This window comes from Microbacterium sp. Y356 (genome assembly GCF_059445355.1).
Genome location: NZ_JCAIUE010000001.1, coordinates 2,412,825 through 2,438,112, shown reverse-complemented (window position 1 = coordinate 2,438,112; position 25,288 = coordinate 2,412,825). Strand labels below are relative to the sequence as shown.

Genomic DNA, 25,288 nt, shown 5'->3' with positions numbered 1-25,288 from the left:
GCCAGCTCCTAACTCATCGTCGGAATGACGAAGCTGGCACCTTCACGAACGGTGTCTGAAAGCCATCTGCTCGTCACGGTCTTGGTCTTCGTGTAGAAGCGGAAGGCATCGGTGCCGTGCTGATTCAGATCGCCGAATCCCGACTTCTTCCATCCACCGAAGCTGAAGTAGGCGATGGGTACGGGGATCGGCACGTTGACCCCGACCATGCCGACGTTGACTCGCGCGGTGAAGTCACGCGCGGCGTCTCCGTCTCGCGTGAAGATTGCGACGCCGTTGCCGAACTCGTGATCGGATGCCATTGCCAGCGCCTGCTCATAGTCATCAGCACGTGCGATCACGAGCACCGGCCCGAAGACCTCTTCGCGGTAGATCGCCATGTCGGTCGTGACGTGATCGAACAGGGTCGGGCCGAGGTAGAAGCCCTCTTCGTAGCCGGGCACGGTGAAGCCGCGACCGTCAGCCAGCAGTGTCGCGCCCTCGTCGATGCCCTGCTGAATGTATCCCTCAACGCGTTCGACGGCCGAGCGGGCAACGAGCGGACCATAGTCGACGCCCTCCGCGAGCGAGGGTCCGACCTTCAACTCCGCCACGCGTTCGGCGAGCTTCGCCGCCAGCGCGTCGGCAGTCTCTTGCCCCACCGGGACCGCGACGGAGATCGCCATGCAGCGCTCCCCCGCAGAGCCGTACCCAGCGCCAATGAGCGCGTCGGCAACCTGGTCGAGGTCAGCATCCGGCATCACGACCATGTGGTTCTTCGCCCCGCCGAAGCACTGTGCACGCTTGCCATGCGCGGCAGCAGTCGAGTAAATGTACTCCGCAATCGGAGTCGAACCGACGAATCCCACCGCCTGGATGCGCGGATCAGTGAGCAGAGTGTCGACGGCTTCTTTGTCGCCATGGACGACGTTGAAAACGCCAGCCGGCAGTCCGGCTTCAAGGAAGAGCTCGGCGAGCCGCACCGGCACGGAGGGGTCGCGTTCGCTCGGCTTGAGGATGAATGAGTTGCCCGCGGCGAGCGCCGGGCCTGCCTTCCACAGCGGGATCATCGCCGGGAAGTTGAACGGAGTGATCCCGGCGACCACGCCAAGAGGCTGGCGCATCGAATAGACATCGATGCCGGCTCCGGCACCTGTGGAGTACTCCCCCTTGAGTAGATGCGGTGCGCCCGCGGAGAACTCGATGACTTCCAGACCGCGTTGGATGTCGCCCTTCGCGTCGTCAATGGTCTTGCCGTGCTCGCTGGAGAGTAGGCGAGCCAGCGAATCCATGTCACGGTGCACGAGATCGAGGAAGCGCAGCAGCACGCGCGCACGCTTCTGCGGATTGGTCGCAGCCCAGGCCGGCTGCGCGGCCTCGGCGTTGTCGATCGCGCGACGAACCTCGTCGGCAGAGGCGAGTGGCACGCGCGCCTGCACCGTGCCGGAGCTTGGATCGTACACGTCACTGAAGCGTCCGGCATCCGGGGCGAGGAGCGATCCGCCTACGAAATGGGGGATAGTGCGAGTCATTATGCGATGTCCCTTCGTGCCGTCGTTGGCACGATGACCAGATTACTCTGGCATCCTGAGATTTACTAGGGTATCCATGCATTTCCATCGCACCGCGGTCGAGCGGATGATCGCGTCAGTGCGGTTCGCACCCGCGCGCGCCGCGAGCCACATCTCAGAGGTAGTCGTCGGGATGAAGCTGCCGCACGCCACGCGAGTGCACGATGAACTGCGCGCGCAGCGGCACCTCGAGCTTCTGCGCCGCCCCGGCCATCGCCTGTGCCCAGGCTCGATCATCCGGAAAGACTGCACTTGTCCCCTGCCTCTCCCACGCGAGCACGACACTGGCATTGCCCGTCATCTGGCGGAGCGCGTCCGCGCGATGCATGAGCACGTGCGCTTCGGACACTTCGCCGAGATCATCGAGCATCACCACGTTGTTCGGATCTTCGGGATAGTCGGCGATCGGCATGAGCAGGTCACCGAGGCATCCGCGTTGATCCATGAACATCAGCCACATCTGCCGCCTGTTCGCGCGTTGCAAAAGCACCTCCAGCACGTCACGCAGGTCATCGTCGCGGTCAAGAACTCGACCCTTCAGGGAGTTGGTCGTATTAGTCATGCCCCGATGATGACCGAATCGCGTGATGCCCGCTCGCGAGATTCCGGCGGCTGTGGATAAGTCGGGGCAAACTCCCGATCTGTGCAGAATCAGACGCACCCGCCTGTTCTGCCCTCGTTCACCATCCGGCCACCTTCGACACGTACAACTACTTGTGCGCGGGAGAATCTCAGACCGGATCGGGTAACTCAGACTCCTCCTGCGCCACGGTGAGCTCAGCTCCCGGATGAGAAGATCCCCGCCGAATCGGGTCGGCGGGGATCTTTCCTTTTGCGCAGTGCAGAGGTTCGACAGGCGCAAATGGCTGTATCCGGCGGTCAGATGCAGCCATTTGCGCTTGTCGAACGGCGCTCAGGCCGCGGCGCGCGACTCAGTACGCGATCACCGGCAGCGGGATCCGCGTGTGGGACGGCTGCAAGAGCCCGACCCCCTCGAACTGCAGGGTGAGCAAGTGCAGACCGCGGGCGATCTTCGGTAACTCCACCGAGACCTTCCCGTCCGCATCCGCCGTCAGCTCGACCGTCGCGACAGCCTTGCCCCTGTCACTGAGAGTGACCGTGCCGACCGGCACGCTGCCATCCGCGGCGGTCACTGCGGCGTTCACCGTGTACGTCGATCCAGACTTCACGAGAACCTTCTGGGACAACAGGCGGATCTTCGTATCCACCGGCTGAGCCTGATCATCCACGAGCACGGCCACCGAACGGGCGGGCACGGTGACAGTGCCGGTCGCGGCATCCCAGGTCGTCGTCTTCACAACGGCATCCACTCCGTTCGCCTGGGCGGCGGTCAGCGCGAAGTCGCGACCGGCGAGCGAGTCGACGGTCTGCGTCACAGCATCCGGCGACGAGTTGAACACAACGAGCGCGCCCGCCAGAGCCGGGTCGACATCGGTGCCGACCAGGTCATCGATGAGCATCACAATGACGCCGGGGGTGGCCTCTGCCCCACTGTTCGGGAACGACAGTTTCTGCTCGATGAGCTCTGCCGAACCCAGCTGCAGGAGGTCGACCTCGCCACGCACTCGGAGCAAGTCCAGCGATGCGGCCTCGGCCGCCTGGATGTCGGCGGCGCCGGGCTTGAGCGCAGCATCCGACAGGAGTGGTGCCATGATCGGCCACTTCTCCTGATTGTCTGCCGCCATCGGAAGCCCGGAGCCGAAGGTCGATTCCTGGCCGGTCCAGTCGATGCGATTGAACCAGTCACCGGAGTCGTAGCTGTTCCGATCCAACGACTTCGAGCGCAGCAGTTCGGTGCCCGCATGCCAGAACGACGGCGACTGCGACAGTGTGACGGTCGCGAGCGACAACGTGTTCATGCGCACCCGGTCGGCCATGGCCGTATCTACCGGGAGCTTCAGCACCGACAGGTCGTAGAGCGTCTCGTTATCGTGCGCGTCGACGTAGTTGATCACGTCGCCCGGCTCATCGGCATAGCCGGCCTGAGACCCGCGGTAGTCAATGTCGGAGCCAGCGGTCACCTGCCCGTCACTCGTCGTGAACGCGAAGTTCCGCAGGTTGCCCGCCAGCCCAAGCTTCACGAGGTCCGTCTCATGGCCCAAGTCGGCGATCGCCTGCTCAGTCGTGCCGTTGATCGCATCGCCGTTCGGGTCGGTGCCGAGGCCCGTGCCGTAACCCTGCCGGAACGTGGACGAGGAGTCCACCGGGCTCCCTCCGTGCACGGCGTCGCGCAGCCGGTCATTGAAGGTGCCGATGCCGGTACCGCCGAGCTGTCCTTGGACGGCCTGTTCGAAGAGGGCGTTACCTGCCACCTCGCCGAAGTTCCAGCCCTCGCCGTACAGGTAGATCGCCTTGCCGTCGACGCCGTCCTTCTTGGGGGTCAGCTCGTCCAGCGCGTCGCGAATCGCCTGCATGTTGGTCGTGGAGTGGTGACCCATCAGGTCGAATCGGAACCCGTCGACCTTGTAGTCGCGCGCCCAGGTCACGATCGAATCGACCATCAGCTTCTGTGCGACGAGATGCTCGGTGGCCACGTTCTGGCAGCAGGTGGAAGTCTCCACGCCGCCCGCCGCATTCAAGCGATGGAAGTAGCCGGGCACGACCTGGTCGAGCACCGATGTGTCGGCCTGACCAGACGACGCAGTGTGGTTGAAAACCTGATCAAGCACGACCTGCAGACCCATCTCGTGCAGCGACCCGACCATGGTGCGGAACTCGCCCACTCGCGCCCCACCATCGGCATCGACGGCGTAGGAGCCCTCAGGTGCCGAGTAGTGGTACGGGTCGTAGCCCCAGTTGAAGCCGTCCTCGCCCGCCACCGCCTGGATGCACGCCTGCTGCGCCTCGTCCGCTGGGCCGTAGGAGGCGAGGTCACAGTCAGGAACTGCCTGGACTGCTCGATCCTCCTCGATCGTGGCGATGTCGAAGGACGGCAGCAGGTGCACGGTGTTGATGCCGGCATCCGCGAGTTCTCGCAGCTGATCCGTGCCGGCGCTGTCTTCGGCGAACGCGAGATAGGTGCCACGCTTCTCCTCTGGCACCGTCTCGTCTGTGATCGAGAAGTCGCGGATGTGCAGCTCGTAGATCGCGCGGTCGACGGCGCGGTCCACTTCGGGAGCCTCAGCCTTCTGCCATGTCTTCGGCCGCCAGGTCTTGTCGTCGAGATCGACGGCGACCGAGCGTTCGGAGTTCAGGGTGAGTGCCACCGAGTACGGGTCGGTGACGGCGTTCGTCTCGATCTTCCCTGTACTCGGCGCGTAGACCGCGACCTCCCAGAGGAACTCATCGTTCTTGAGGTCCTTGTTTCCCTTCACCGCCCAGACGCCGGATGCCGCATCCCACGCCGCTTCGTGGCGCACTGGGTCCGAATCGGAGCCGGCGTTCCAGGTGAGCAGGGTGGCGCTCTGCGCCGTCGGTGCCCACAGTCGGAAGCTCGGTTTCTTCCCGTCGAAGCTCACACCGAGCTCGACCTGATCGACAGCGGACGCGTACAGGTCATCGAGGATGCCGGGAATCTGCACTCCCGTGTACGCCATTAGTGCACCGTCGACGCCGACCTGCGCGACCGCGAGTTGCGTGCGCAGGAGTGCTGCAGCATCCACATCGGAGATCTTCAGCGCGAGGTAGCCGGTCAGCGCAGGGAACCGTGCAATCTGATCCTCGGTCAGGGTGCCGGAGGCAGTCAGTTCGATCGGCTCCGCACCGGTTACCGCGCCGTCCTCGACAGCCAGCGACGCATCGGATGCCGAGTACAGCCGGTATCCGGCATCCGCGGTGGCACCGAGCGTCGCAGGCCATGCGATCGTCTGCGCGTCGATCCAGTGCGCGCGCAGCTCACCGGTACCCGGCAGCGGTGCGTCATCACTGATCACCTCGAGTAGGTGGGTTTCGAGCGTGTATCGGAACGTGGTGACCTTGCCCTCGCTCGCGCTGAACGAGATGTTCGCACCGTCGCGGACGCCGTCTGCGCCGTAGTTCTCATCCCAGCTCAGGCCGTGTGCAACCTTCAGCTCATAGGCACCGGTCGGAAGATCCGACGTCGAGAACTCGTAGATGCCGTCTCCATCGCCGTCGGCCATGAGCGTGCCGAGACAGTCCGGTGCCCAATCTGCGGCGCACCCGAGCTCACTCTGGAGAGAGCCGGCCAAGGTCACGATGGGGCCTTGGGCGGTGGACTGCGCGATGTTCGTCCGCGGGTCGAAATAGAAGCTGATCGGTCCGCCCGCGTGCGAGATCGCGATGTTTGAGCCGTCGGCGGCGCCGTTCGCGCCGTAGTTGATGCTCCAACTGCCGTTGATCGCCGCCTTGTACTCGTAGTCGCCAGCCGGCAGGTCGAACGTGCCCGTCCAGACGCCGTCGGCACCAAGGGTCAGCTTCGCCTTCTCGCAGGCCGGGTCCCAGTCGGACGCGCACCCCATCTCGGAGTTCAGGCTGCCCGCCACGACGACCGACTCGAACTCGGTCTCTGGCTCCTCGCCAGGAGAGAGCGTCACGGCGTTTCCGACGGACGCGTAGGTGGATGCTGCGGCATGGTGGCCTGCGGCATCCGTCGTCACGGCGCGATACTCGACCAGCGTGCCCGCGGCCAGCCCGTCGAGGTCATGGAAGACGCGCGGAGCGGTGTCTTCGGCAGTGCCGAGCGCGTGCCACTCGTCGGATCCGACGACTCGCCAGGCGAAGCTCGTCTGCAGCCATTGATCGGCAGTCTCGGCCTGAACGGCCGCCTGACCTGTGACGCCAGCGCCCGCAGCAGGAACGGAGAGGGTCAGCGGGGCCGCCGCCTCGGGGGCGGTGACGGTGGCATCCGCCTTCCACACGATTGCAGAGAGTGCGGGGACCGTAATCGTCGCAGCTGCTCCCTGATCGGTGGTGAAGCTGCCGGCGTCCCCGTAGAGCGGCGTGAATCCGGCATCCGCCGTCAGCGTGTTGAGGTCGACCGTCTGGGCCGTCGCGTCATTGTTCAGGGCGACCAGGTACTCGACCTTCTCGTCGGCGTCGACGCGCGAGAAGGCGTAGATGCCAGCTCCGGATGCCGCATACCGCTCGATCTGTGCGCCGTCGGCGAGTGCGGGGTGGGTGCTGCGCAGCTCGGAGAGCGCCGCGATGTGCGCGTACAGCGGCGCCTCGGTGTCGTATCGATCGACCGACCCGGCAACCTCACCGGTGACGAGGTTCTGGTTCGCGTACTCGTCGACCTCGGTGGCGAACAGGCTCTGGCGGGCGTCCTTGTCACCGCCGGCGCCGGCGAATCCCTGCTCGTCGCCGTAGTAGACGACGGGCTGGCCTCGGCTGAGGAACAGCAATTCGTGGGCGAGCTCGTCGCGCTCCAACGGGGCATCCGTGTTCTGCAGGAACGATCCGACCCGACCCATGTCGTGATTGCCGAGGAAGGTCGGCAGAGCCGTCGATGACGAATCGGAGGTCGTGTAGTAGTCGTCGCCGGCGAACAGCGACTGCAGTCCCTTGGTGGAGTTGCCAGAAGCGAAGCTCACGCCCGCGGACTGGAAGGTGAAGTCCAGCACCGAGTTCATGTCGGTGTCGCGCACGTACGGGGAGAGCTTGACCGGGTCGGCGTCGTAGACCTCGCCGAACATGAAGAACTCGTCGTTTCCCTGCGCGTGGGCGTAGTCGAGCACCGCGGTTGACCACTGCTCCCAGAACTCGAAGTTCACGTGCTTGACCGTGTCGATGCGGAAGCCGTCGATGCCGAGGTCGACCCAGTCCTCGTACACCTCGACGAAGCCGTTCACGACCGTCGGATGCTCGGTCATCAGGTCATCCAGGCCGTCGAAGTCACCATGGGTGACCGATTCCCCTGACCAGGTCGAGTTTCCACGGTTGTGGTACAGCGTCGGGTCATTCAGCCAGGCGGGAACCTTGATGTCCTCGGTCACCACTGGGGTGTAGGGAAAACTCGTCGCTGGGTCGAGGTCAGGGAAGTCGCCTGTACCGGCGCTGTCCGCCGGGTCGAAGGCCGTGCCCGTGGCATCCGTGTAAGGCGAGGTCGCCTGGTCGATGTAACCGTAGGAGGCTTCGGCGTAGTCGATGACGTCAGCGGTGTGGTTGGTGATGATGTCGAAGTAGACCTTGATGCCGCGCTCGTGCGCATCGGCGATGAGCGCTTCGAGTTCGGCGTTGGTGCCGAGGTGCGGGTCGATCTGAGTGAAGTCGGTGATCCAGTAGCCGTGATAGCCGGCGGATGCGTTCTCGCCCACACCCTGGACCGGCTTGTTGGCGAAGCTCGGGGTCAGCCAGAGCGCCGTGGTGCCAAGGCCTTCGATGTAGTCCAGATTGTCGTGCAGACCTGCGATGTCGCCGCCCTGGTAAAAGCCCTTATTGGTGGGGTCGTAGCCGGTCGTGAGGCGGTCGCCCTCGAGGCCACCGGTGTCGTTCGTGGTGTCGCCGTTGGCGAACCGGTCGGTCATCACGAAGTAGAACTGCTCACCGGCACCGGCCTGGCGCACCGGGTCCGAGATCAGGGCGCCGTCGTCGGCCGTGTAGCTGCCGCGGAGATTTTCAACCTCGACGCCGACCCGCTTGAGGGCATCGTCGAATGTGAACCGAAGGGTCGCAGGGCCTGCGACGGTCAACGGGATGTTGGTGTCTGTGCCGTCAAGCCCGTAAGCCTCGTCCCAGCCGTCATCGAGCGCGACCTTGTACTCGTAGCTGCCCGCCGGGACGTCAAACGTGGCGCTGTAGATCCCTTCGGCAGCGGTCGCCGCGAGTTCGGTCTCGGCACAGTCGGGCGCCCAGTCGGCCGCGCAGCCGAGTTCGGACTGCAAATCGCCAACCAGGGCGACGGTGCGATCGGCGGCGGATGCCGGGGCAATGCCGAATGCGGCGAAGCCAGAGGCCACCAGCATCACAGTGGCAAACAGCGCGGTACGGCGTGGAGCGGTCTTCTTCGACACGAGGTCTCCCTGGAGGGGTGGGGAATGGCACGACTATGTGCCCGGGAGTGAAGCTAGCAGGATTCATCGTGCGACTGCAAGCGCTTACAGGTTTTGCATCCCTGTTGGACAAGTAGCAAACGCGAAACACAGCCGACGTACACTCGGATTCGCCACAAGCAGCTTTCCTTCCCGAGGGGCCCACCATGTCCAGCGAACCGATCACCGTTTCGATCCGCCGAGAGGTCGATCCCGCACGTATCTCCGAGGCGACGACCTGGGTGCAGACCGGGGTGAACCTTGCCCACAAGTACCCCGGATTCCTGGGTTCAGGTTGGGTGCGCGCTGGCGATGATTCCCAGGTCTGGCACATGCTCTACCGCTTCGCGAGCACCGAGACGCTCGAAGCGTGGGAGAACTCGTCCGAGCGCGGCTGGTGGCTGTCGATGGGTCAGGGCTTCGTCCGCAGCGAGCGTTCAAGACGCCGCACCGGAATCGAGGGATGGTTCGACGAGCCGGCGACCGGTTCGATCAGCCTGCCGGATGCCGCAGCGCTCGAGGATGCGCCAGCTGCCCCTCCGCGGTGGAAGCAGGCCGTGACGATCTGGCTCGGATTCTTCCCCGTCAATCTGCTCTTCAGCCTTGCGATGACACCGGTTCCCGGTTGGGGTGAACTCCCCCTCTGGCTGCGCGTGCTCGCAACGACGCTCGTGCTGACGCCGATCATGACCTACTGGGTGCTCCCCTGGGTCACGAGGCTGCTGCGCCGCTGGCTGGCGCGCTGACCGCCCGCCGCAGCGACGATTCGACGATCGAGACGGCGGATGCCGGCGCCCCCGGCCTGCGCACGAGGAAGAGCGTATTGATCGGAGGATCATCCGTGGCGACCAGCTCCACGAGCCGACCATCCGCGAGCTCGGAGCGGATCAGGTAGCTCGGCAGCACTGTGATACCCGCGCCCGCCACCGCCGCGGCCGCAAGGGCTCGGAGATCGGGGACCGTGAGCCCCGGCTCGCGCTCCAGGCGCACTCCGAACACATGCCGCCAGTACCGGCGCAGGATCGGCACGTCATGCGCGTAGGCGAGCAGGGGCTGCTCCGCCAGCGCCTGCTCACCGCGCGCGGCCACATCCGCCACGTCGACGCAGAGCGATGGGGCTGCGACCAGCACGAACTCCTCGTCGACGAGCCCGGTGTGCGCCAGTACCCGTCCCCGCGGGCGAACCGCCGAGACAACGAGGTCGAGACGCCCTGCGCGCAGATCATCGAGCAGGCCGTCGGCGAGCCCCGTGGTCACCTGTACCCGGAGTCCACCCGCGATCGCGGGTGCGAGCGCCGGCATCATGACGGATGCCGTGAAATCCGATGCCGCCCCGAGTCTGACCACCGGCTCCGGTGCGTTGGGAGCCGAGCCGTCGAGGGCCTGCGCCAACTGATCGAAGGGCGCAGCCAGCCGAGATGCGAGCTCATCTGACCCGGGTGTCGGCAGCATCCCGCGCGCTGTCCGGGTGAACAGCGGTTCCCCGACCGTGCGCTCCAGCGCCTGCAACTGCGCCGTCAATGTCGACTGCGCGACGCCGATGACTCTGGCCGCGGCAGACACCGATCCCGCTCGATGTACGGCGAGGAACGCCCGCCACAGCGCCAGATCTTCCAAGCCATCTGAATACCGATTTCTCATATCGAAAATATATCGGAATGACGATAGTTTAAGCTCGGTTCTCCTCAGTGTCACCAGCCCGCGGCATCTGCCGTCTGAATCAAGGAGAACCATGTCAACCGTCCTCTTCGTCGTCACCGGAGCCCGCACCTGGACCCTGACGGACGGCACCGAGCACCCCACCGGCTACTGGGCCGAAGAGCTGCTCGCCCCGTATCGACTCCTCACTGAAGCCGGCCACGACGTCGTCTTCGCCACACCTGGCGGCGTCGTCCCCGTCGCGGATGCTGGCAGCCTGCAAGACGGAGACGCCGATGCGATCGCCGCAATCGACGATCTCGCCACGCCTCTCGACCTCGCATCCGTCGACCCTGCGGCATACGACGCGGTGTACTACCCCGGCGGGCACGGCCCGATGCAGGACCTCGCCGTCGACGAGACATCCGGCGCCCTCATCACGGCGACGCTCGCCGCTGGGCGTCCACTCGCTGCCGTCTGCCACGGTCTCGCCGCGCTCCTGCCTGCACGTGATGCAGACGGCACGCCGATCGTCGCAGGCCACCGCATCACTGCGTTCACGGATGAGGAGGAGCGCCTCGGCGGGCTCGCCGATCGCGCACCGTTCTTGCTCGAGTCGACGCTGCGCGAACAGGGCGCGTCCCTCGATATCGCCGCACCGTGGAGTGACCACACGGTCATCGACGGATTGCTGATCACCGGGCAGAACCCGCAGTCGTCCGCATCCGTAGCGCAGGCCCTTATCGCGGCTCTCGCCTGATCGACGCCCTTTGTTGCTCCTTCGTTGTCGCTCAGCCGCGATAACGAAGGAGCGCCGCGCCGTGCGGCGGCAGCGTCAGCCGGAGCGCGGCACTGCCCGGCGCGACACCGCGGGCGGCAACGCTCTGCGCATGCACCGGATCGAGCGATATGGTGGCACCGCTCCACAGCTCGATCGCCTCACCAACGCGGCCGAATCCGAGGTTGCCTGCGTCGAGCACGGCATCCATCGGATCGTCACCGAGGTTGAACGCCGCGGCGTACTGCTCACCATCAACACCATCAGCCGCCCACAGCACGAGCGCACCCTCGCGGAACACCTCACGGGCCCGTCGCGAATCACGCAGCACCGCCAGCGCATCCGCGTTCTGGAACAGGGCGATGGTGGCAGGGTCAGAGGAGGGCAGGTCGCCGCCGATCATGAGCGGTGACCGCGCGATGATCCACAGCGTCAGCAGTGCCACCCGCTCGTCCGGCGTCAGCCGATCGTCGCGCGGCTCGCCTCGTTCGGCACGGATGCCGATGCGCCCGAGCGGCAGCATGTCTCCGTCCGGCCAACCAGCGTCGCCCGCGAACGGGGCCCACCGTGCGAAGCGGGCGAAGTTCGCCTCCACGTCGCGCCAGTTGTCCCAAAGGTCGTCGCAGATGCGCCACATGTCCGCATGGGCGCGAAGATGGTCCAGTCGCTCCAGGGACAGATCACGGCCGGGCGAAAGGCTCAGTACGATGTCACGCCCTGAGCGCTGGATCGCCGTGGCATAGGCCTCGACGTCTGCGGCCTGGTATGGCCACAGCATGTCGTCGGATTTGATGAAGTCCACGCCCCATCCGGCGTAGAGCGCGAGCGTGGAGTCGTAGTACGCCTGCGCGGCCGGATGCGTGTGATCGAGTCCGACCATATCGGGATTCCACTCGCACGCGTTCGTCGGGTCGGCGACGTCGGCGGCACCGGCATCCGCTTCGAGGATCGGCAGGTTCTGCGCGACCGCACGCCGCGGGATACCGCGCATCGTGTGAATGCCGAAGCGGAGCCCCAACTCGTGCACCCGCGCAGCGAGCGGCCCGAAGCCGGCCCCGTCTACCGAGGTCGGGAAGCGCTGCGGATCAGGGATCAGTCGGCCGTACTCGTCGAGGTGCAGCGGGGCGTCAGCGTTGTAGCCGTGCGAGCGGGCGGTGGGGTCGGCCCAGTCGATGTCGACGACGATCGTGTCCCAACCGTAGGGCAGCAGGTGCTCGGCCATGAACTCGGCGTTGGCGAGCACCTCTGCCTCGGTCACAGTCGTGCCGTAGCAGTCCCAGCTGTTCCACCCCATCGGCGGGGTCAGGGCTGTCATACGGCCTGAAACCGCCAGGATGCCGACGACTGTGCGCCTGGCTCAAGAACGATCAGGTCCACGCCGGAGTTGAACGCGTCCGGAGGGCATGTCATCGGCTCGACGGCAAGGCCGATCCGATGAGTGGCCGGGTCCGGAGTATCTGCGGTGTGCACCTGCACCCACGGGCAGTTCTCGTCCCAGCTCAGCGCGACACCGTGACCGTCCGCAGCCACGACGCGTACCTCCGCGATGCCGTCGGTGCGATCGAGTTCGGTGAACGCGTGGTCGATGAAGACGTCGCCGATCGTGCGCGCCTTACGGAAGTCCCATTCCGGCTGCTGCTCGACAGGCTCCACCGCGACCGGGCTCAGCCGATCGGGGGTGACCGTGAGCACCTCGGATGCCGGAAGCGTGAGCGTCCAGTCGTCGACGCGCCCGTCACCTCCGACGAGGTACGGATGCGGCCCGGTGCCCCAGGGCGCAGCATCCGCCCCGAGGTTGCGCGCCGTCACCGTCTGCGTGAGACCGTCCACGCCAAGTCGGAACTCGACCTCGACCTCGACGCGGAAGGGGTAGCCGAGCTGTGGTTCGATGACCGCGACCAGCACGACGCGGTCGCTCTCGACGAGACGGTCAGCGAACTCCGTCCACGCCAGAAGACCATGCAGCGCATGCCCGCGCGCAGGCTCGGTGAGTGGCAGCTGATATTCGGCATCCGCGAAGGAATACTGCCCGTCGACGATGCGGTTCGGCCACGGCGCAAGAGTCGCGCCGCGGTAGGCGGGGCGGACTTCGTCAGCGTCGAATGGCACGACGAGGTGGCGGCCCTCATGCAGCAGAGTCCGCAGCGAGGCGCCGACACTGGCGATATCGACCTCGTACCCGTGCGCCGCGAGACGCAGCTGCCGGCCAGAGCGCTCTTCGACAGAAACCGACACCATTACAGCCCCTGCGCGAGACGGTAGTAGGCCTGGTTCCAGCGGACCTGCTTCTGGAACTCCGGCAGCGTGGTGTCGTCGTCGATCACGAGCAGCTCTACCTCGGCCATCTCGGCGAAGTCGCGGAAGGCCTCCAAGCCCACGGCCGTCGACATGACGGTGTGGTGTGCGGCCCCAGCGGTCAGCCAGGCTGCGGCGCTGGTGTTGAAGTCCGGCTGCGGCTTCCAGACGGCACGACCCACCGGCAAGTTGGGCAGCGAGGCGCGCGGCGCGACGTTCTCCACCACGTTGGCGGTGAGGCGGAAGCGGTCGCGCATGTCGCTCATGGCGACGACGATCGCAGGTCCCGCGTCAGCGGTGAAGACCAGGCGCACCGGGTCATCCTTGCCGCCGATGCCGAGCGGGTGGATCTCCAGCGTGGGCTTCGCTGTGGTCAGCGACGGCGATACCTCGAGCATGTGCGCGCCGAGGATGAGTTCGTCGCCGGGTGTCATGTCGTAGGTGTAGTCCTCCATGAGGCTCGCACCACCCGGAAGGCCAGCGCCCATCACGTTCGCGATGCGTACGAGGACGGCGGTCTTCCAGTCGCCCTCGGCGCCGAAGCCATAGCCTTCGGCCATCAGCCGCTGCACGGCGAGACCCGGCAGCTGCTTCAGGGATCCGAGATCTTCAAACGAAGTCGTGAATGCACCGAAGCCGCCCTCTTCGAGGAACGACCGCAGTCCGATCTCGATCGCCGCCCCGTCGCGCAGCGACTGGTGCCGGTCGCCGTCCTTTCGGAGTTCAGGAACGACCTCGTAGAGCTCTTCGTACTCGGCGACGAGCGCGTCGATCTCTGCATCGGTGGCTGCATCCACAGCCTCTGCCAGCTCGTTCACGCCCCAGGTGTTCACCTGCACACCGAAGCGAAGCTCGGCCTCGGTCTTGTCGCCCTCGGTGACCGCGACGAAGCGCATGTTGTCACCGAAACGAGCCAGCTTCAGCGAACGGGATGCCGCGAACCCGGCCGCTGCGCGCTGCCATGTGCCGAGCTCCTGCTGCACGCGCGGATCGCTGGCATGGCCAACGATCGTCTTGCGCGGCACGCCGAGACGGGTCTGGATGTAACCGAACTCACGGTCGCCGTGCGCCGCCTGATTGAGGTTCATGAAGTCGAAGTCGATGTCTGCCCACGGCAGTTCGACGTTCGCCTGCGTGTGCAGATGCGCGAGCGGCTTCTTCAATGCATCCAGGCCAGCGATCCACATCTTCGCGGGGCTGAAGGTATGCATCCAGGCGACGAGTCCGATGACCCGGTCGTCAGCATTGGCCTCGAGCGCGGTGCGGCGAATCGCGTCACTGTCGGTGAGGACGGGCTTCCACACGATCTTCACGGGAACGTCGTCCGCGGTGTCGAGCAGACGAGCAATCTCCTGCGACTGCGCGGCGACCTGGGCGAGAGTCTCCGGCCCGTAGAGGTGCTGGCTGCCGGTGAGGAACCAGACCTCGAAGCCGTCGAGTGTTGTGTTGAGCGTTGCCATGGTGTTCCTTTCACTAGCTCGCGAGACTTCGCGTGTGTCACGTTTTCGGCCCGAAAAGGTGACGTACGTGAAGTTTCGCGAGCTGGGACGGGGTTAGAGCGAGTTGACGGCGGCGGACTCGATGGCGAGGCCGGCGCGGTAGCGATCGAGGTAGGTGGCGAAACCCTGGACATCAGCCGGGTTCGGATCGACGGTCGAGATGGATGCCGTGGCGAACACCTGCTCGTCGAGGAAGGCGGCGAGATCTGAAGATTCGGCGTGCGAGAGGTATGAGGCCAGCACGGCGATACCCCAGGCGCCGCCCTCAGCCGCGAGTTCTCCGACAGCAACCGGTGCTCCGAGCGCACCGGCGAGGAAGCGCTGGGCGACACCCGCCGTTCGGAACATCCCGCCGTGCGCGAACATTCGATCAAGCCCCACACCCTCTGCCTCAAGCACCTTCATGCCGAGCGCGAGCGTGCCGAACACGCCGTAGAGCTGCGCGCGCATGAAGTTCGCCAGAGAAAAGGTGCTGTCCGGGGTACGCACGAACAGCGGACGTCCCTCGGTCAGGCCAGCGATCGGCTCCCCCGCCAGGTGGTTGTAGGCGAGAAGTCCGCCGGCATCCGCTTCGCCTTCCAGCGCTTCGCGGAAGAGTGCGTCGAAGGCAGCGTCAATGTCGATCGGCTGACCGGCGGCCGCCGAGAATTGGGAGAAGAGCCCCACCCATGCGGCCAGCTCGCTGGCTCCGTTGTTACAGTGCACCATCGCGACGCCGTCTCCGGCTGGCGTGGTGACGAGATCGAGTTCGTGGTGCACCTCATCCAGCGGATGCTCCAGCACCACCATCGCGAAAATGCTCGTGCCCGCTGAGACGTTGCCGGTGCGCGGAGCGACCGAGTTGGTCGCGACCATGCCAGTGCCGGCGTCGCCCTCTGGCGGGCAGAGCGGGATGCCGTGGCTCAGAATTCCACGGCCCAGCACGCCAGTCGGATCCAGCAGGGCTGCTCCGTCGACGGTGAGCGAGCCAGCGGATGCACCCGCGGGAAGCACGCGTGGAAGCAGCTCCGTCACCGGTGAGCGAAGACGATTAGCGGCGAGCGCATCGTAGGCATGCAGCATCCGCGCGTCGTAGTCACGTGTGGCGGAGTCGATCGGGAACATGCCGGAGGCATCTCCCACGCCGAGCACCTTCTCACCGGTGAGGCGCCAGTGCACGTAGCCGGCAAGCGTCGTGACGAAGTCGAGGTTCGGCACGTGCGGTTCGGCGTCGACGACGGCCTGGTGCAGGTGCGCGATCGACCAGCGCAGCGGAATGTTGACGCCCAGCAATTCGGTGAGCTCCGCAGCCGCGACACCGGTGTTGGTGTTGCGCCAGGTGCGGAATGGCACGAGCAGTTCCCCCGCCTCATCAAAGCCCAGATAGCCGTGCATCATCGCCGAAATCCCGATGGCGCCGAAGGTTTCAGGGCGGGTGCCATGACGCTTCTCGGCATCGTTGATGAGCTCCGCATACGCGGCCTGCAGCCCCTGCCAGACCTCGTCGATGCCGTAGGTCCAGAGGCCGTCTTCGAGGCTGTTCTCCCAGGAGAATGAGCCGGTGGCGAGAACCTCGGTGACATCCGGGCCGATCAGGCAGGCCTTGATGCGGGTGGAGCCGAGCTCGATGCCGAGACTTGTGCGGCCTGCGGCGATGTCAGCTGCGGCGCTCGCGCCCTGTCCAAGAGTCATCGGCGGGCATCCGAGTTCTGGCCGTACACGTTCTGGTATCGGTTGAAGAGGCTGTCGATCGCCTCCTGCGGAATCGGAATCACCGGGCCGGCCTCACGCGCGTAGTGCACCGTGCGGGCGACGTCTTCGACCATGACCGCTGCCTTCACGGCATCCTTCGCATCGACGCCGATCGTGAAGGGTCCGTGATTCTGCATGAGAACCGCGCGCGAACGGTGACCTGTCAGGGTCTCTACGACGCCGCGGCCGATGGAATCATCTCCGATGATCGCGAACGGGCCGACCGGGATGGGGCCGCCGAACTCGTCAGCCATCGCGGTGATGACGCACGGGATCTCCTCGCCGCGCGCAGCCCATGCGACCGCGAACGTGGAGTGCGTGTGCACGACACCGCCGACGCCTGGCATGTTCCGGTACACGTAGGCGTGAGCCGCCGTGTCGCTCGACGGGGACCGATCGCTGCCGGGCGTGCCTGGGATGACGTTGCCGTCGAGGTCGCACAGGATCATGTTCTCTGGAGTCAGGTCGTCGTAAGAAACACCGGACGGCTTGATCACGAGCAGGTCGGCGCCCCCGTCTTCCGAAAGGCGCACGCGGCCAGAGACATTTCCGCCGGTCCAGACGACGAGTCCATTGCGGACCAGTTCGCCGTGCAAACGTGCGACGTCGGCGCGGACGGCTGCGATGGATGCTTCGGCCTCTCGGCTGAAGGTGGACGAGGTCATCTACTACTCCTTCTTGCGGGTGACAGCGCGCTGCAGCAGCACGAAGATCAGCAGGATTCCACCGGTGATGATTGTCGTCATCTCTGGCGGAATCTTGCCATCACGAGTGATGAGCACGTTCATGAGTCCGAGCACGAGGGCTCCGACCACGGAACCGAGTACGTAGCCGTACGCACCGGTGAGTACGGTGCCGCCGATCACTGCCGCAGCGATCGCGTCGAGCTCCCACCCTACGCCGGTGATGTTCTGGGCTGTGCCCAAGCGCGAGGTGTAGAGCACAGCCGCAATGCCCGCGAGCGTGCCACTGATGACGTAGACGAGGACCTTGGTGCGTTGCACCGACAACCCCATCAGCGAGGCGGAGCTTTCGGACCCGCCGATCGCGTACACCGTCCGGCCGGTGCGAGTGCGGTGCAGGACGAAAAAGGCCGCAAGCACGACAACGATCGCGATGATCACCGCAGGGGTAATCACCAGATCGTTGACCTTCGGACCATCGATGATCTTCATCTGCGAGCCGATCCAGCGCAGCGGCGAGTCCTCGCCGAGGCGTTCCGGCACCGTGCTCAGCAGCGACGCGAGGCCGCGGCCGAGGAACATCATCGCCAGTGTGGCGATGAAGGGTTGCACGTTGAAGTAGCGGATCAGGATGCCGGACACGAGGCCGAACAGAGCACCAGAGCCGATCATGACGATGAGCACAGCGATCGGGTGCCAGCCCGCGTTCGAGAGCATCACGCCCGCGACTGAGGAGAAGGCGATGATCGATCCGACGGAAAGGTCGATGCCGCCGGTAAGGATGACGAACGTCAGCGCCACGGCGAGCACGATGAGGTGCGTGTTATTGATCAGCAGGTTCGACAGCGTGCTGGCTTGCACGATGCGGCCATACGCGATCTCGCCGTAAATGATCATGGCGACGAGGATGACGACGGAGGCCACAGTGGGCAGTGCTGAGGGGTTCGTCGAGACGAGTCGGCGAACGCGAGACAGGATGCTCGACCCGACACCTGTGCGGGTCGGTGCTTCGATCAGCGCGGTCACGCCGTCACCTCCTCTTTCGATGCTGCGAATTTCGGTGGAATCGGGGGCAGCACCCTCCTACGCAAGACAAACCAACTGCGCACCCGCTCGGACTGCAGCAGGCACAACACGACGATCACGATCGCTTTGAAGGCGGGAGTCGCCGACGACGAGATTCCAAGGAACACCACGGTCTTGTCGAGCGTCGCGATCAGCAACGCGCCGACGAAGGCGCCACTGAGCGAGAACTTTCCGCCCGCCAACGAAGCCCCGCCGATGACGACCGCCAAGATCGCGTCGAGCTCAAGCTGGTACCCGGTGCGCGAGATATCGACCGTCATCACAGTGCCCACTGACAGGATGCCGGCGACGCCCGCAAGGACTCCGCTGAGGATATAGACGGTCAACAGCAGACCGCGCGGCTTGATCCCTGCCATCCGGCTGGCCTTCGGGTTGATGCCGATCGCCTCGATCATGAGGCCCAATGCGCTGCGGCGCACGACCGCGGCGACAACCAGCACAATGAGCACCGCAAAGAGGAATACCACGGGGATGCCGATGACGTACCCGTTCGCAATCCACCGGAAGGGCTCGTTAGAAGCCGAAGTGTTCTGGCCGCCAGTGATCACTTTGGCAATGCCGCGTCCAGCAAGCATCAGCACCAGGGTGGCGATGAACGGCTGCAGTCCGACGTAAGCAATCAGGACTCCGTTGATGGCGCCGAGAATTCCGGTGACGAGGAGGGTAAGACCGACCGCTGCGAACGCGATACCGACCGAGCTTGAGTTTCCGACCCCCTTGAGAAACTCCATCGACACGGCACCGCCGACTGCCATCAGCGAGCCGACCGAGAGGTCGATGCCAGCGGTGGCGATCACGAGCGCCATGCCCAGCGCGATCATCATGATTGGTGCTGCGGCCCTCAGAATGTCGATCAGGTTGCCGACGAGGTTGCCGTTGTTCGGGTTGATCGAGATGCCGAGGTAGGTGGGGTCTTTCAGCACGTTCAGCGCGAGCAACGCGACAAGGGCGACGATTCCCCAGAACCACGGCTTGTGGATCAGGTCCCGCCACCAACGGGTGCGGGCAGTTCCTGCGATGCTCATCGCGTCTCCTCTTCTGCTGCGATGGTCGCATCGTTGTTCGCGGAGTTCGCCGCTTCGGGCTCTCCGCCTGGAGCCTCATCAAGGGTGTCTGCAGCGTGCTCCACACCGTGAGCAGCAATGATGTCGACGACCGACTGCGCGGTGACGTCGGGGCCGTTGTGGATTTCGCCGATCTTCTGGTGGTCCTTGAGCACGACGATGCGTTCGGAGAGGCGCACGACCTCCTCCAGCTCGGAGGAGATGAACACCACCGACATGCCATCCTCGGCCAGTTGCGCAACGGCTTCTTGGATGTCTGCCTTTGCACCGACGTCGATACCTCGAGTCGGCTCGTCAAGGATCAGCAACTCTGGCTTCGTGGCGAGCCATCGGCCGAGCAGCACCTTCTGCTGGTTTCCGCCGGAGAGATTCTTGATCGGCCGCTCAGGGTCTGCGGGGCGCACGTTGAGCTCGGAGATGTACTTGTCGACGATCTCGTCTTGCTCTTTCTTGGGGATGGGACGCGCCCAACCGCGCTCTGCCTGCAATGCGAGGATGATGTTCTCGCGGACGGAGAGGTCGGCGATGATGCCCTCATCACGGCGGTTCTCGGTCGAGAAAGCGATGCGCTTGGCAAGTGCATCCGAGGGCGACTTTATGTCGCTCTTGCGTCCGTTGAGTTCGATGGTGCCCGTATCGGCGCGATCCGCGCCGTAGAGCAGACGACCAAGCTCGGTGCGGCCAGAGCCGAGCAGGCCGGCGAAGCCGACCACCTCACCGCGGTGAATGTCGAGATCGGTTGGCTCGACGGAGCCGCGGCGCCCGAGACCCTTCGCCGAGATGACGAGCTCTTCGCCGGTCTGGCGTTCCTCAGTGCGTCGGTTTCCGCCGAGGGCCGAAAGCGCATCGAGGTCCTTGCCGATCATCTTCGAAATAAGGTCGTGGCGGCCGAGGTCGCGGGTGAGGTATTCACCGACATACTGGCCGTTGCGCAGAACCGTGAGACGGTCGCTGATCGTGTAGATCTGGTCGAGAAAGTGCGAGACGAACAGGATGGCTACACCCTGGTCGCGGAGCGTGCGCATCACCCGGAACAGGCCCTCAACCTCTGCGGCATCGAGGCTGGAAGTCGGTTCGTCGAGGATGAGTACCTTCGCCTTGATGGCCATCGCTCGGCTGATTGCGACGAGTTGCTGCATTGCAATGGACAGGCTCGAAAGCGGCCTGTGCGTGTCGAGGTAATCGAGGCCGAGCCTAGCAAGTGCCTCAGTCGCGGCCTTGTGGGTTGCTCGCCAGTTGATACCGAGGGGCCCGCGCACTTCGTGGCCGAGCATGACGTTCTCTCCGATGGAGAGGTTGGTGACCAGGTTGATCTCCTGGTAGACGGTGGAGATACCGGAGGCTTGAGCGTCACCTGGGCCCTTGAAACTACGTTCCTGACCGTTGACGACGATCACTCCGGAATCGATTCCGTAGACACCCGTGAGCGCCTTGATGAGGGTCGACTTGCCGGCGCCGTTCTCGCCCATCAGGGCGTGCACCTCACCCTGGAAGAGACGGAAATTCACGCCGTCGAGCGCCTTCACACCCGGGAACTCGATCGAGATCTCGCGCATCTCGACGATGGGCAGTTCTTCGGACATCTCTGCCTCTCCGTTCTGCGGGGGACCACCCCGCGCTCAGCGGTGCGGGGCACGAGGCCCCGCACCGCTTGTGCTCACCGGAGGTCACGCCTCCGGGTAGTTCGTTCAGTACTTACGGTCCGCAAGCACTGCCTGGGCAGCTTCGGCCGAGTCAAACGCCTCACTCGGAACGATGATGTACGAGTCGACCGACTCGCCGGCAAGTGCCTTCTCAACGACGTCGAGTGCTGTCTCGCCGAACAGCGGGTTGTACTCGTGCACGTAGCTGAGCTGTCCGTCGGCGAGCGCCTGGATGGCGTTCTTCGTGCCGTCGATCGTGGCGATCTTCACGTCGGTGCCGACGGCCAGTCCGGCCTCTTCGACAGCCTGAGCGGCTCCGAGGCCCATCTCGTCGTTCTGCGCGAAGATGAACTGGATGTCGTTGTTGTTCGACTTCAGCAGCGTCTCGGTGACGCTCTTGCCCTCTTCGGTCGACCAGTTTGCCGTCTGCGCTGCGACCTTGACCAGCGACGAGTCCGCGAGGCCCTCGTCGAAGCCCTTATTGCGCTCGTTGACGACGCCGACGCCGGCGGGGCCCTCGAGGACGATGTAGTTGCCGCCGTCGGGGAACTCAGCCGCAGCCCACGTACCGACCTCCTTGGCGACCTCGACGTTGTCCGGGGCGATACGCGTGACGTAGAGGCTGTCGTCGTCAGGCTCGATACCGCGGTCGAGCAGGACGACCGGAATCTCGGCCTCCTGCGCGCGCTTGAGCGAGTCTTCCCAGCCGGTGGCCTCGGTAGCCGACAGCAGGATGACGTCCACGCCCTCATCGACGAACGACGTGAAGTTGTCGATCTGCGACTTCTGGTCGAGGTTCGCCGCGGGAGCGTACTTCAGGTCGAAGCCGGCATCCTCGGTGAACGTGTCCTGGATGTTCTGTTCGTTAGCCTCACGCCAGCCGCCCTCGGGGCCCACTGCCACGAAGCCAACCGTGATCACGTCGGCCGTGCCGCCACCGTCACCGGCACCGGAATCGGCGTTGTCGGTGCTGGCGCTGCAGCCGGTCAGGCCCAGCGCGAGCGCGCCTACGCTCACCAGGCCGATGATGCCGAGCAGTCGCTTGGAATTAGCCATGTCATCTCCTCTTTGAGTCCTAAGGCGCATCGCCGTCGGGTATGTGTTTGTCCGCCGTGGACACTGTGCATTTAGATTGTGCGCGCTAACAATTGGGAATGCAAGTCGCACCTAACCCCGTTATGACCTCGTTATCGCGACCGTGCAGGTGCCGTCGAAGAGCGTACGACGAGCGTCGGCTTGATCAGCGCCCGCTCCTCGCCTTCGTCGCCCGCGATGGCGGCGAGCAACTCCCGGATCACGAGTCGCCCGAGTTCAACGAAATCCTGCCGAACGGTCGTCAGCGGAGGCAGGTAGTGCCGCGCGTCGGGCACGTCGTCGAAACCAATAACACTCATGTCCTCTGGAACATGGATACCTCGCTCGGTCAGACCATGAATCACGCCGAGCGCCATCTGATCGTTCGAGACGAATACTGCCGTGGCGTCACCAAACTCATGAGTCAGTCCATAGTCGTAGCCGGAGTCAGACGACCAGTCGCCGATCACAGGCTCGCGCTCCTCGAGGCCAGCGTTCTTGAGACAGTCGCGCCACGCCTCGGCACGCGCCCGAGCGTCAAACCAGTCCGGAGGACCTGCCAGATGCAGGATCACACGATGACCGAGATCGATGAGATGGCGCACTGCCTGTTCCCCACCCGCACGCTGATCGACAGAGGCCGTGTGCATCTCGGCATCCGCTTCCTCTTTGATGACGAGGATTGGCAGACCGAGTGACTGCTGGCGCAGCAGGTCGAGCGATGATGACCGCGGTGCGATCAGACACAACGCATCCACACCCTGCGTGAGCAGGTCGATCACACCGGCGTCGACGCGGTGATGTTCGTCATCGGCAACGGAGAAGGTGCTGACCGAGTAGCCATGTTCACGCGCAGCATTTTCCAGCGCGCGCAGGGTGCTGTTGGGTCCGTACTGGCCTGGGCTGTCGACCAGGACTCCAATACGCATCGTCTTCTTGGTCGCGAGTGCGCGGGCGATCGTGCTGCGCGTATAACTCATCTCGTCGATCGCGCTCAGAACGCGCTCACGGGTGGCATCGCGGATGTTCGGGTGATCATTCAACACGCGCGACACCGTCATGTGCGACACACCCGCACGGTCTGCCACGTCGTAGATACTCGGCCGACGCGACCCACCACCTAGCGTCTTCGATTCCATCCTCAAAGACGCCCCCTCAGACTCGTGACCCGAACACTCGCAATAGTACTGGCAAGGCACGAGCTCGACTCCGACCTTCACGCCTCCGGCGCGCACGCTGTGACACCCTGGACTCATGCGCATCGCTCTCACTGGATCATCCGGCAAGCTCGGCACCGTCGTCGCCCGCGAACTACGTGCGAGTGGACATGATGTGATCGGTATGGACGTCACGGGTCAGCGTGGGCCGTCGTTCGTGCAGGTAGACCTCACCGATTACGGGCAGGTCATCGACGCTTTCAGTGGCGTCGGCGAACGAGGCGACCAGCACCACGGCTTCGATGCGATCGTTCACCTCGGCGCGATTCCCGCGCCGGGAATCCGCAGTGACGTCACGACCTTTCACAACAACATGCCCGCGACGTTCAACGTGTTCTGGGCCGCGGTCCGACTCGGCATCCGACGCATCGTCTATGCGTCGAGCGAGACGGTACTGGGTCTGCCATTTGATGTCTCACCGCCGTACATCCCGGTCGACGAGGAGTACCCGCCTCGCCCCGAGTCGGTCTACTCGCTCGTGAAGACGCTGGAGGAGCGGATGGCCACGGAGCTGGTGCGGTGGCATCCGGATGTCTCGATCACCGCTTTGCGATTCTCGAACGTCATGAACCCCGAGGACTATGCGGCATTCCCCGACTTCGATGACGACGCGCTGCTGCGCAAGTGGAACCTCTGGGGCTACATCGACGCGCGTGACGGCGCTCAGGCCGTGGAGCGTGCACTGGAGGCGGCCGTACCAGGCTTCGACCAGTTCATCATCGCCGCCGCTGACACGGTGATGTCGCGCCCGAATGCGGAACTGATCGCCGAGGTCTTCCCTGACGTCCCTCTCACCCGCGACGTGACTGCGAACGAGACGCTGCTGTCGATCGAGAAGGCGCGGCGCGTGCTCGGCTTCGAGCCGCGCCATTCCTGGCGCGACCAGGTGTAGCGCAGCGTCGACTACATCGTGGTATCCGCGATCCGCCCGACTAAACTGACCGGATGACAGCGACGCTGCCGCCACGCGCGACGATGAAGGATGTCGCCGCTCTCGCAGGGGTGTCTCCGAAGACGGTGTCCAACGTCGTCACGGGCACTGTCGCCGTTCGCGAGGAGACCAGGGCGAAGGTCGAGGCAGCCATGCTGCAGCTCGACTTCGTCCCGAACCTCAGCGCCCGCGGTCTGCGGAAGGGGCGCTCCGGAATCATCGCGCTCGCGCTCCCCGACCTCGCCACCGCGTACTCGGCCGAGTTGCTGCACCGGATCGTCGCCGCCGCGCATGAGCGCGGACTCGCCGTACTGATCGAGGAGACCGCCGCCGAGCCTGAACGCGAGAAGGAACTCCTCTCACGAGCACGCTCGCACCTCATCGACGGACTTATCCTGAACCCGATCCGCCTCGAGGACAGCGTCATCCGCTATGCGGACCGCCTGCCGCCCCTCGTCGTGATCGGCGAGGTCGAGCAGAACCGCGCCGACCACGTGCGCATCGACAGCCGCCTCGCGGCGGCCGATGCCACCCGGCACGTGCTGTCGCGCGGCGCGAAGAGGATCGCAGTGATCGGCGCGGACGACGACGCCTCTATCGCGACCGCCACCAGCAGGCTTCGCCTCGAGGGTGTCCACGATGCGTTGCGCGAAGCCGGCATCCCGCGGGATCCGCGCCTGGAAGTGAACCGACTGCCGTGGTCGATGGCATCCGGCGCCGACGCCGCGCAGAGCCTGCTCGCCCGGGATATCCCCTTCGACGCCGTCGTGGCGCTTACTGACTCCCTCGCGCTCGGCGTGCTGCACACTCTGCACGATCATGGAATCCGCGTCCCGGACGACGTGATCGTCACCGGATTCGACGACGTCGAGTTCTCGGAGTTCACCTCACCGTCGCTGACAACCGTCGCGTTCGACCGCCGCGAGTTCGCCGAGGCCGCACTGGGGCTGCTCGAATCTCGGATGGACGATCGCACCGCTCCCGCGCGCTCGCTCACCCTCTCGCACCGGCTCCTTGAACGAGCGAGCACAGCGCGAACGCCCTCCGGCTACCGCCCCTGAGATGGGTAGCAACGGATTGAGGGCTTTCGCTTGCGTCGTAGATTACATCGATGTAATGATGTAGACGCCCCGCCCCGGTCACGAAGGA

18 protein-coding genes are annotated in these 25,288 nt (G+C 65.0%); 4 read left to right on the top strand and 14 right to left on the bottom strand.

The genetic code is table 11. The features are described from left to right. Positions 1-8 precede the first annotated feature (8 nt). The 3 genes from AC1C2Q_RS11705 to pulA all read right to left on the bottom strand — a co-directional run bounded on the left by AC1C2Q_RS11705 (position 9) and on the right by pulA (position 8,434). Positions 9-1,511, bottom strand: coding sequence for a CoA-acylating methylmalonate-semialdehyde dehydrogenase (locus tag AC1C2Q_RS11705; protein WP_495450250.1), 1,503 nt, complete (start codon positions 1,509-1,511; stop codon positions 9-11). A gap of 154 nt (positions 1,512-1,665) precedes the next feature. After that, positions 1,666-2,112 carry a hypothetical protein gene (locus AC1C2Q_RS11700; protein ID WP_495450249.1) on the bottom strand — a complete coding sequence of 149 codons (447 nt, stop codon included), beginning with the start codon at positions 2,110-2,112 and terminating at the stop codon, positions 1,666-1,668. A 370-nt stretch (positions 2,113-2,482) separates the two neighbouring features. Beyond that, positions 2,483-8,434 carry a pullulanase-type alpha-1,6-glucosidase gene (gene pulA / locus AC1C2Q_RS11695; RefSeq protein ID WP_495450577.1) on the bottom strand — a complete coding sequence of 1,984 codons (5,952 nt, stop codon included), beginning with the start codon at positions 8,432-8,434 and terminating at the stop codon, positions 2,483-2,485. Between the two features lie 233 nt (positions 8,435-8,667). Between pulA and AC1C2Q_RS11690 the strand changes: the two genes are divergently transcribed. After that, positions 8,668-9,246: an antibiotic biosynthesis monooxygenase gene (locus AC1C2Q_RS11690; protein WP_495450248.1), complete on the top strand. Its 579-nt coding sequence runs from the start codon at positions 8,668-8,670 to the stop codon at positions 9,244-9,246. Here AC1C2Q_RS11690 and AC1C2Q_RS11685 read toward each other — a convergent pair. Then, positions 9,212-10,141: a LysR family transcriptional regulator gene (locus AC1C2Q_RS11685; RefSeq protein WP_495450247.1), complete on the bottom strand. Its 930-nt coding sequence runs from the start codon at positions 10,139-10,141 to the stop codon at positions 9,212-9,214. The genes AC1C2Q_RS11690 and AC1C2Q_RS11685 overlap by 35 nt on opposite strands. Positions 10,142-10,232: 91 nt before the next feature. On the opposite strand from AC1C2Q_RS11685, the gene AC1C2Q_RS11680 reads away from it, so the two are divergent. Next, positions 10,233-10,898, top strand: coding sequence for a type 1 glutamine amidotransferase domain-containing protein (locus AC1C2Q_RS11680; RefSeq protein WP_495450246.1), 666 nt, complete (start codon positions 10,233-10,235; stop codon positions 10,896-10,898). 31 nt (positions 10,899-10,929) lie between these two features. Here the strand turns inward: AC1C2Q_RS11680 and AC1C2Q_RS11675 are convergent, their stop codons facing one another. From AC1C2Q_RS11675 to AC1C2Q_RS11630, 10 genes are all read right to left on the bottom strand, one after another. Then, positions 10,930-12,231 (bottom strand): glycoside hydrolase family 27 protein, encoded by a 1,302-nt coding sequence (locus AC1C2Q_RS11675; RefSeq protein ID WP_495450245.1) that lies wholly within the window; start codon positions 12,229-12,231, stop codon positions 10,930-10,932. After that, the gene (locus AC1C2Q_RS11670; protein ID WP_495450244.1) at positions 12,228-13,154 is read right to left on the bottom strand and encodes an aldose 1-epimerase family protein; all 927 of its coding nucleotides are present in this window, start codon (positions 13,152-13,154) and stop codon (positions 12,228-12,230) included. Before AC1C2Q_RS11670 ends, AC1C2Q_RS11675 begins: the two co-directional genes overlap by 4 nt. Next, the gene (gene araA / locus AC1C2Q_RS11665; protein WP_495450243.1) at positions 13,154-14,671 is read right to left on the bottom strand and encodes an L-arabinose isomerase; all 1,518 of its coding nucleotides are present in this window, start codon (positions 14,669-14,671) and stop codon (positions 13,154-13,156) included. Before araA ends, AC1C2Q_RS11670 begins: the two co-directional genes overlap by 1 nt. Before the next feature lie 93 nt (positions 14,672-14,764). After that, positions 14,765-16,381: a xylulokinase gene (locus AC1C2Q_RS11660; protein ID WP_495450242.1), complete on the bottom strand. Its 1,617-nt coding sequence runs from the start codon at positions 16,379-16,381 to the stop codon at positions 14,765-14,767. Continuing rightward, positions 16,378-17,106 carry an L-ribulose-5-phosphate 4-epimerase gene (locus AC1C2Q_RS11655; protein WP_495450241.1) on the bottom strand — a complete coding sequence of 243 codons (729 nt, stop codon included), beginning with the start codon at positions 17,104-17,106 and terminating at the stop codon, positions 16,378-16,380. Before AC1C2Q_RS11655 ends, AC1C2Q_RS11660 begins: the two co-directional genes overlap by 4 nt. Before the next feature lie 3 nt (positions 17,107-17,109). Then, positions 17,110-18,150: an ABC transporter permease gene (locus AC1C2Q_RS11650; RefSeq protein ID WP_495450240.1), complete on the bottom strand. Its 1,041-nt coding sequence runs from the start codon at positions 18,148-18,150 to the stop codon at positions 17,110-17,112. Continuing rightward, entirely contained in the window at positions 18,147-19,235 is a 1,089-nt protein-coding gene (locus AC1C2Q_RS11645; RefSeq protein WP_495450239.1) for an ABC transporter permease, read from the bottom strand. The genes AC1C2Q_RS11650 and AC1C2Q_RS11645 overlap by 4 nt, the downstream gene beginning before the upstream one ends. Beyond that, a complete protein-coding gene (locus tag AC1C2Q_RS11640) occupies positions 19,232-20,857 on the bottom strand; it encodes a sugar ABC transporter ATP-binding protein (protein ID WP_495450238.1) in 1,626 nt (541 codons plus the stop codon). The genes AC1C2Q_RS11645 and AC1C2Q_RS11640 overlap by 4 nt, the downstream gene beginning before the upstream one ends. 105 nt (positions 20,858-20,962) lie before the next feature. Beyond that, positions 20,963-21,973, bottom strand: a complete 1,011-nt coding sequence (locus tag AC1C2Q_RS11635) for an ABC transporter substrate-binding protein (RefSeq protein WP_495450237.1) — start codon at positions 21,971-21,973, stop codon at positions 20,963-20,965. A 131-nt stretch (positions 21,974-22,104) separates the two neighbouring features. Continuing rightward, entirely contained in the window at positions 22,105-23,079 is a 975-nt protein-coding gene (locus AC1C2Q_RS11630; protein ID WP_495431273.1) for a LacI family DNA-binding transcriptional regulator, read from the bottom strand. Between the two features lie 166 nt (positions 23,080-23,245). Here AC1C2Q_RS11630 and AC1C2Q_RS11625 point away from each other — a divergent pair, with 166 nt between their 5' ends. Beyond that, positions 23,246-24,100, top strand: a complete 855-nt coding sequence (locus tag AC1C2Q_RS11625) for an NAD-dependent epimerase/dehydratase family protein (protein ID WP_495431272.1) — start codon at positions 23,246-23,248, stop codon at positions 24,098-24,100. Between the two features lie 53 nt (positions 24,101-24,153). Continuing rightward, complete coding sequence (locus AC1C2Q_RS11620; RefSeq protein WP_495450236.1) at positions 24,154-25,200, top strand: LacI family DNA-binding transcriptional regulator; 1,047 nt, start codon at positions 24,154-24,156, stop codon at positions 25,198-25,200. The last annotated feature ends 88 nt before the right edge of the window (positions 25,201-25,288 follow it).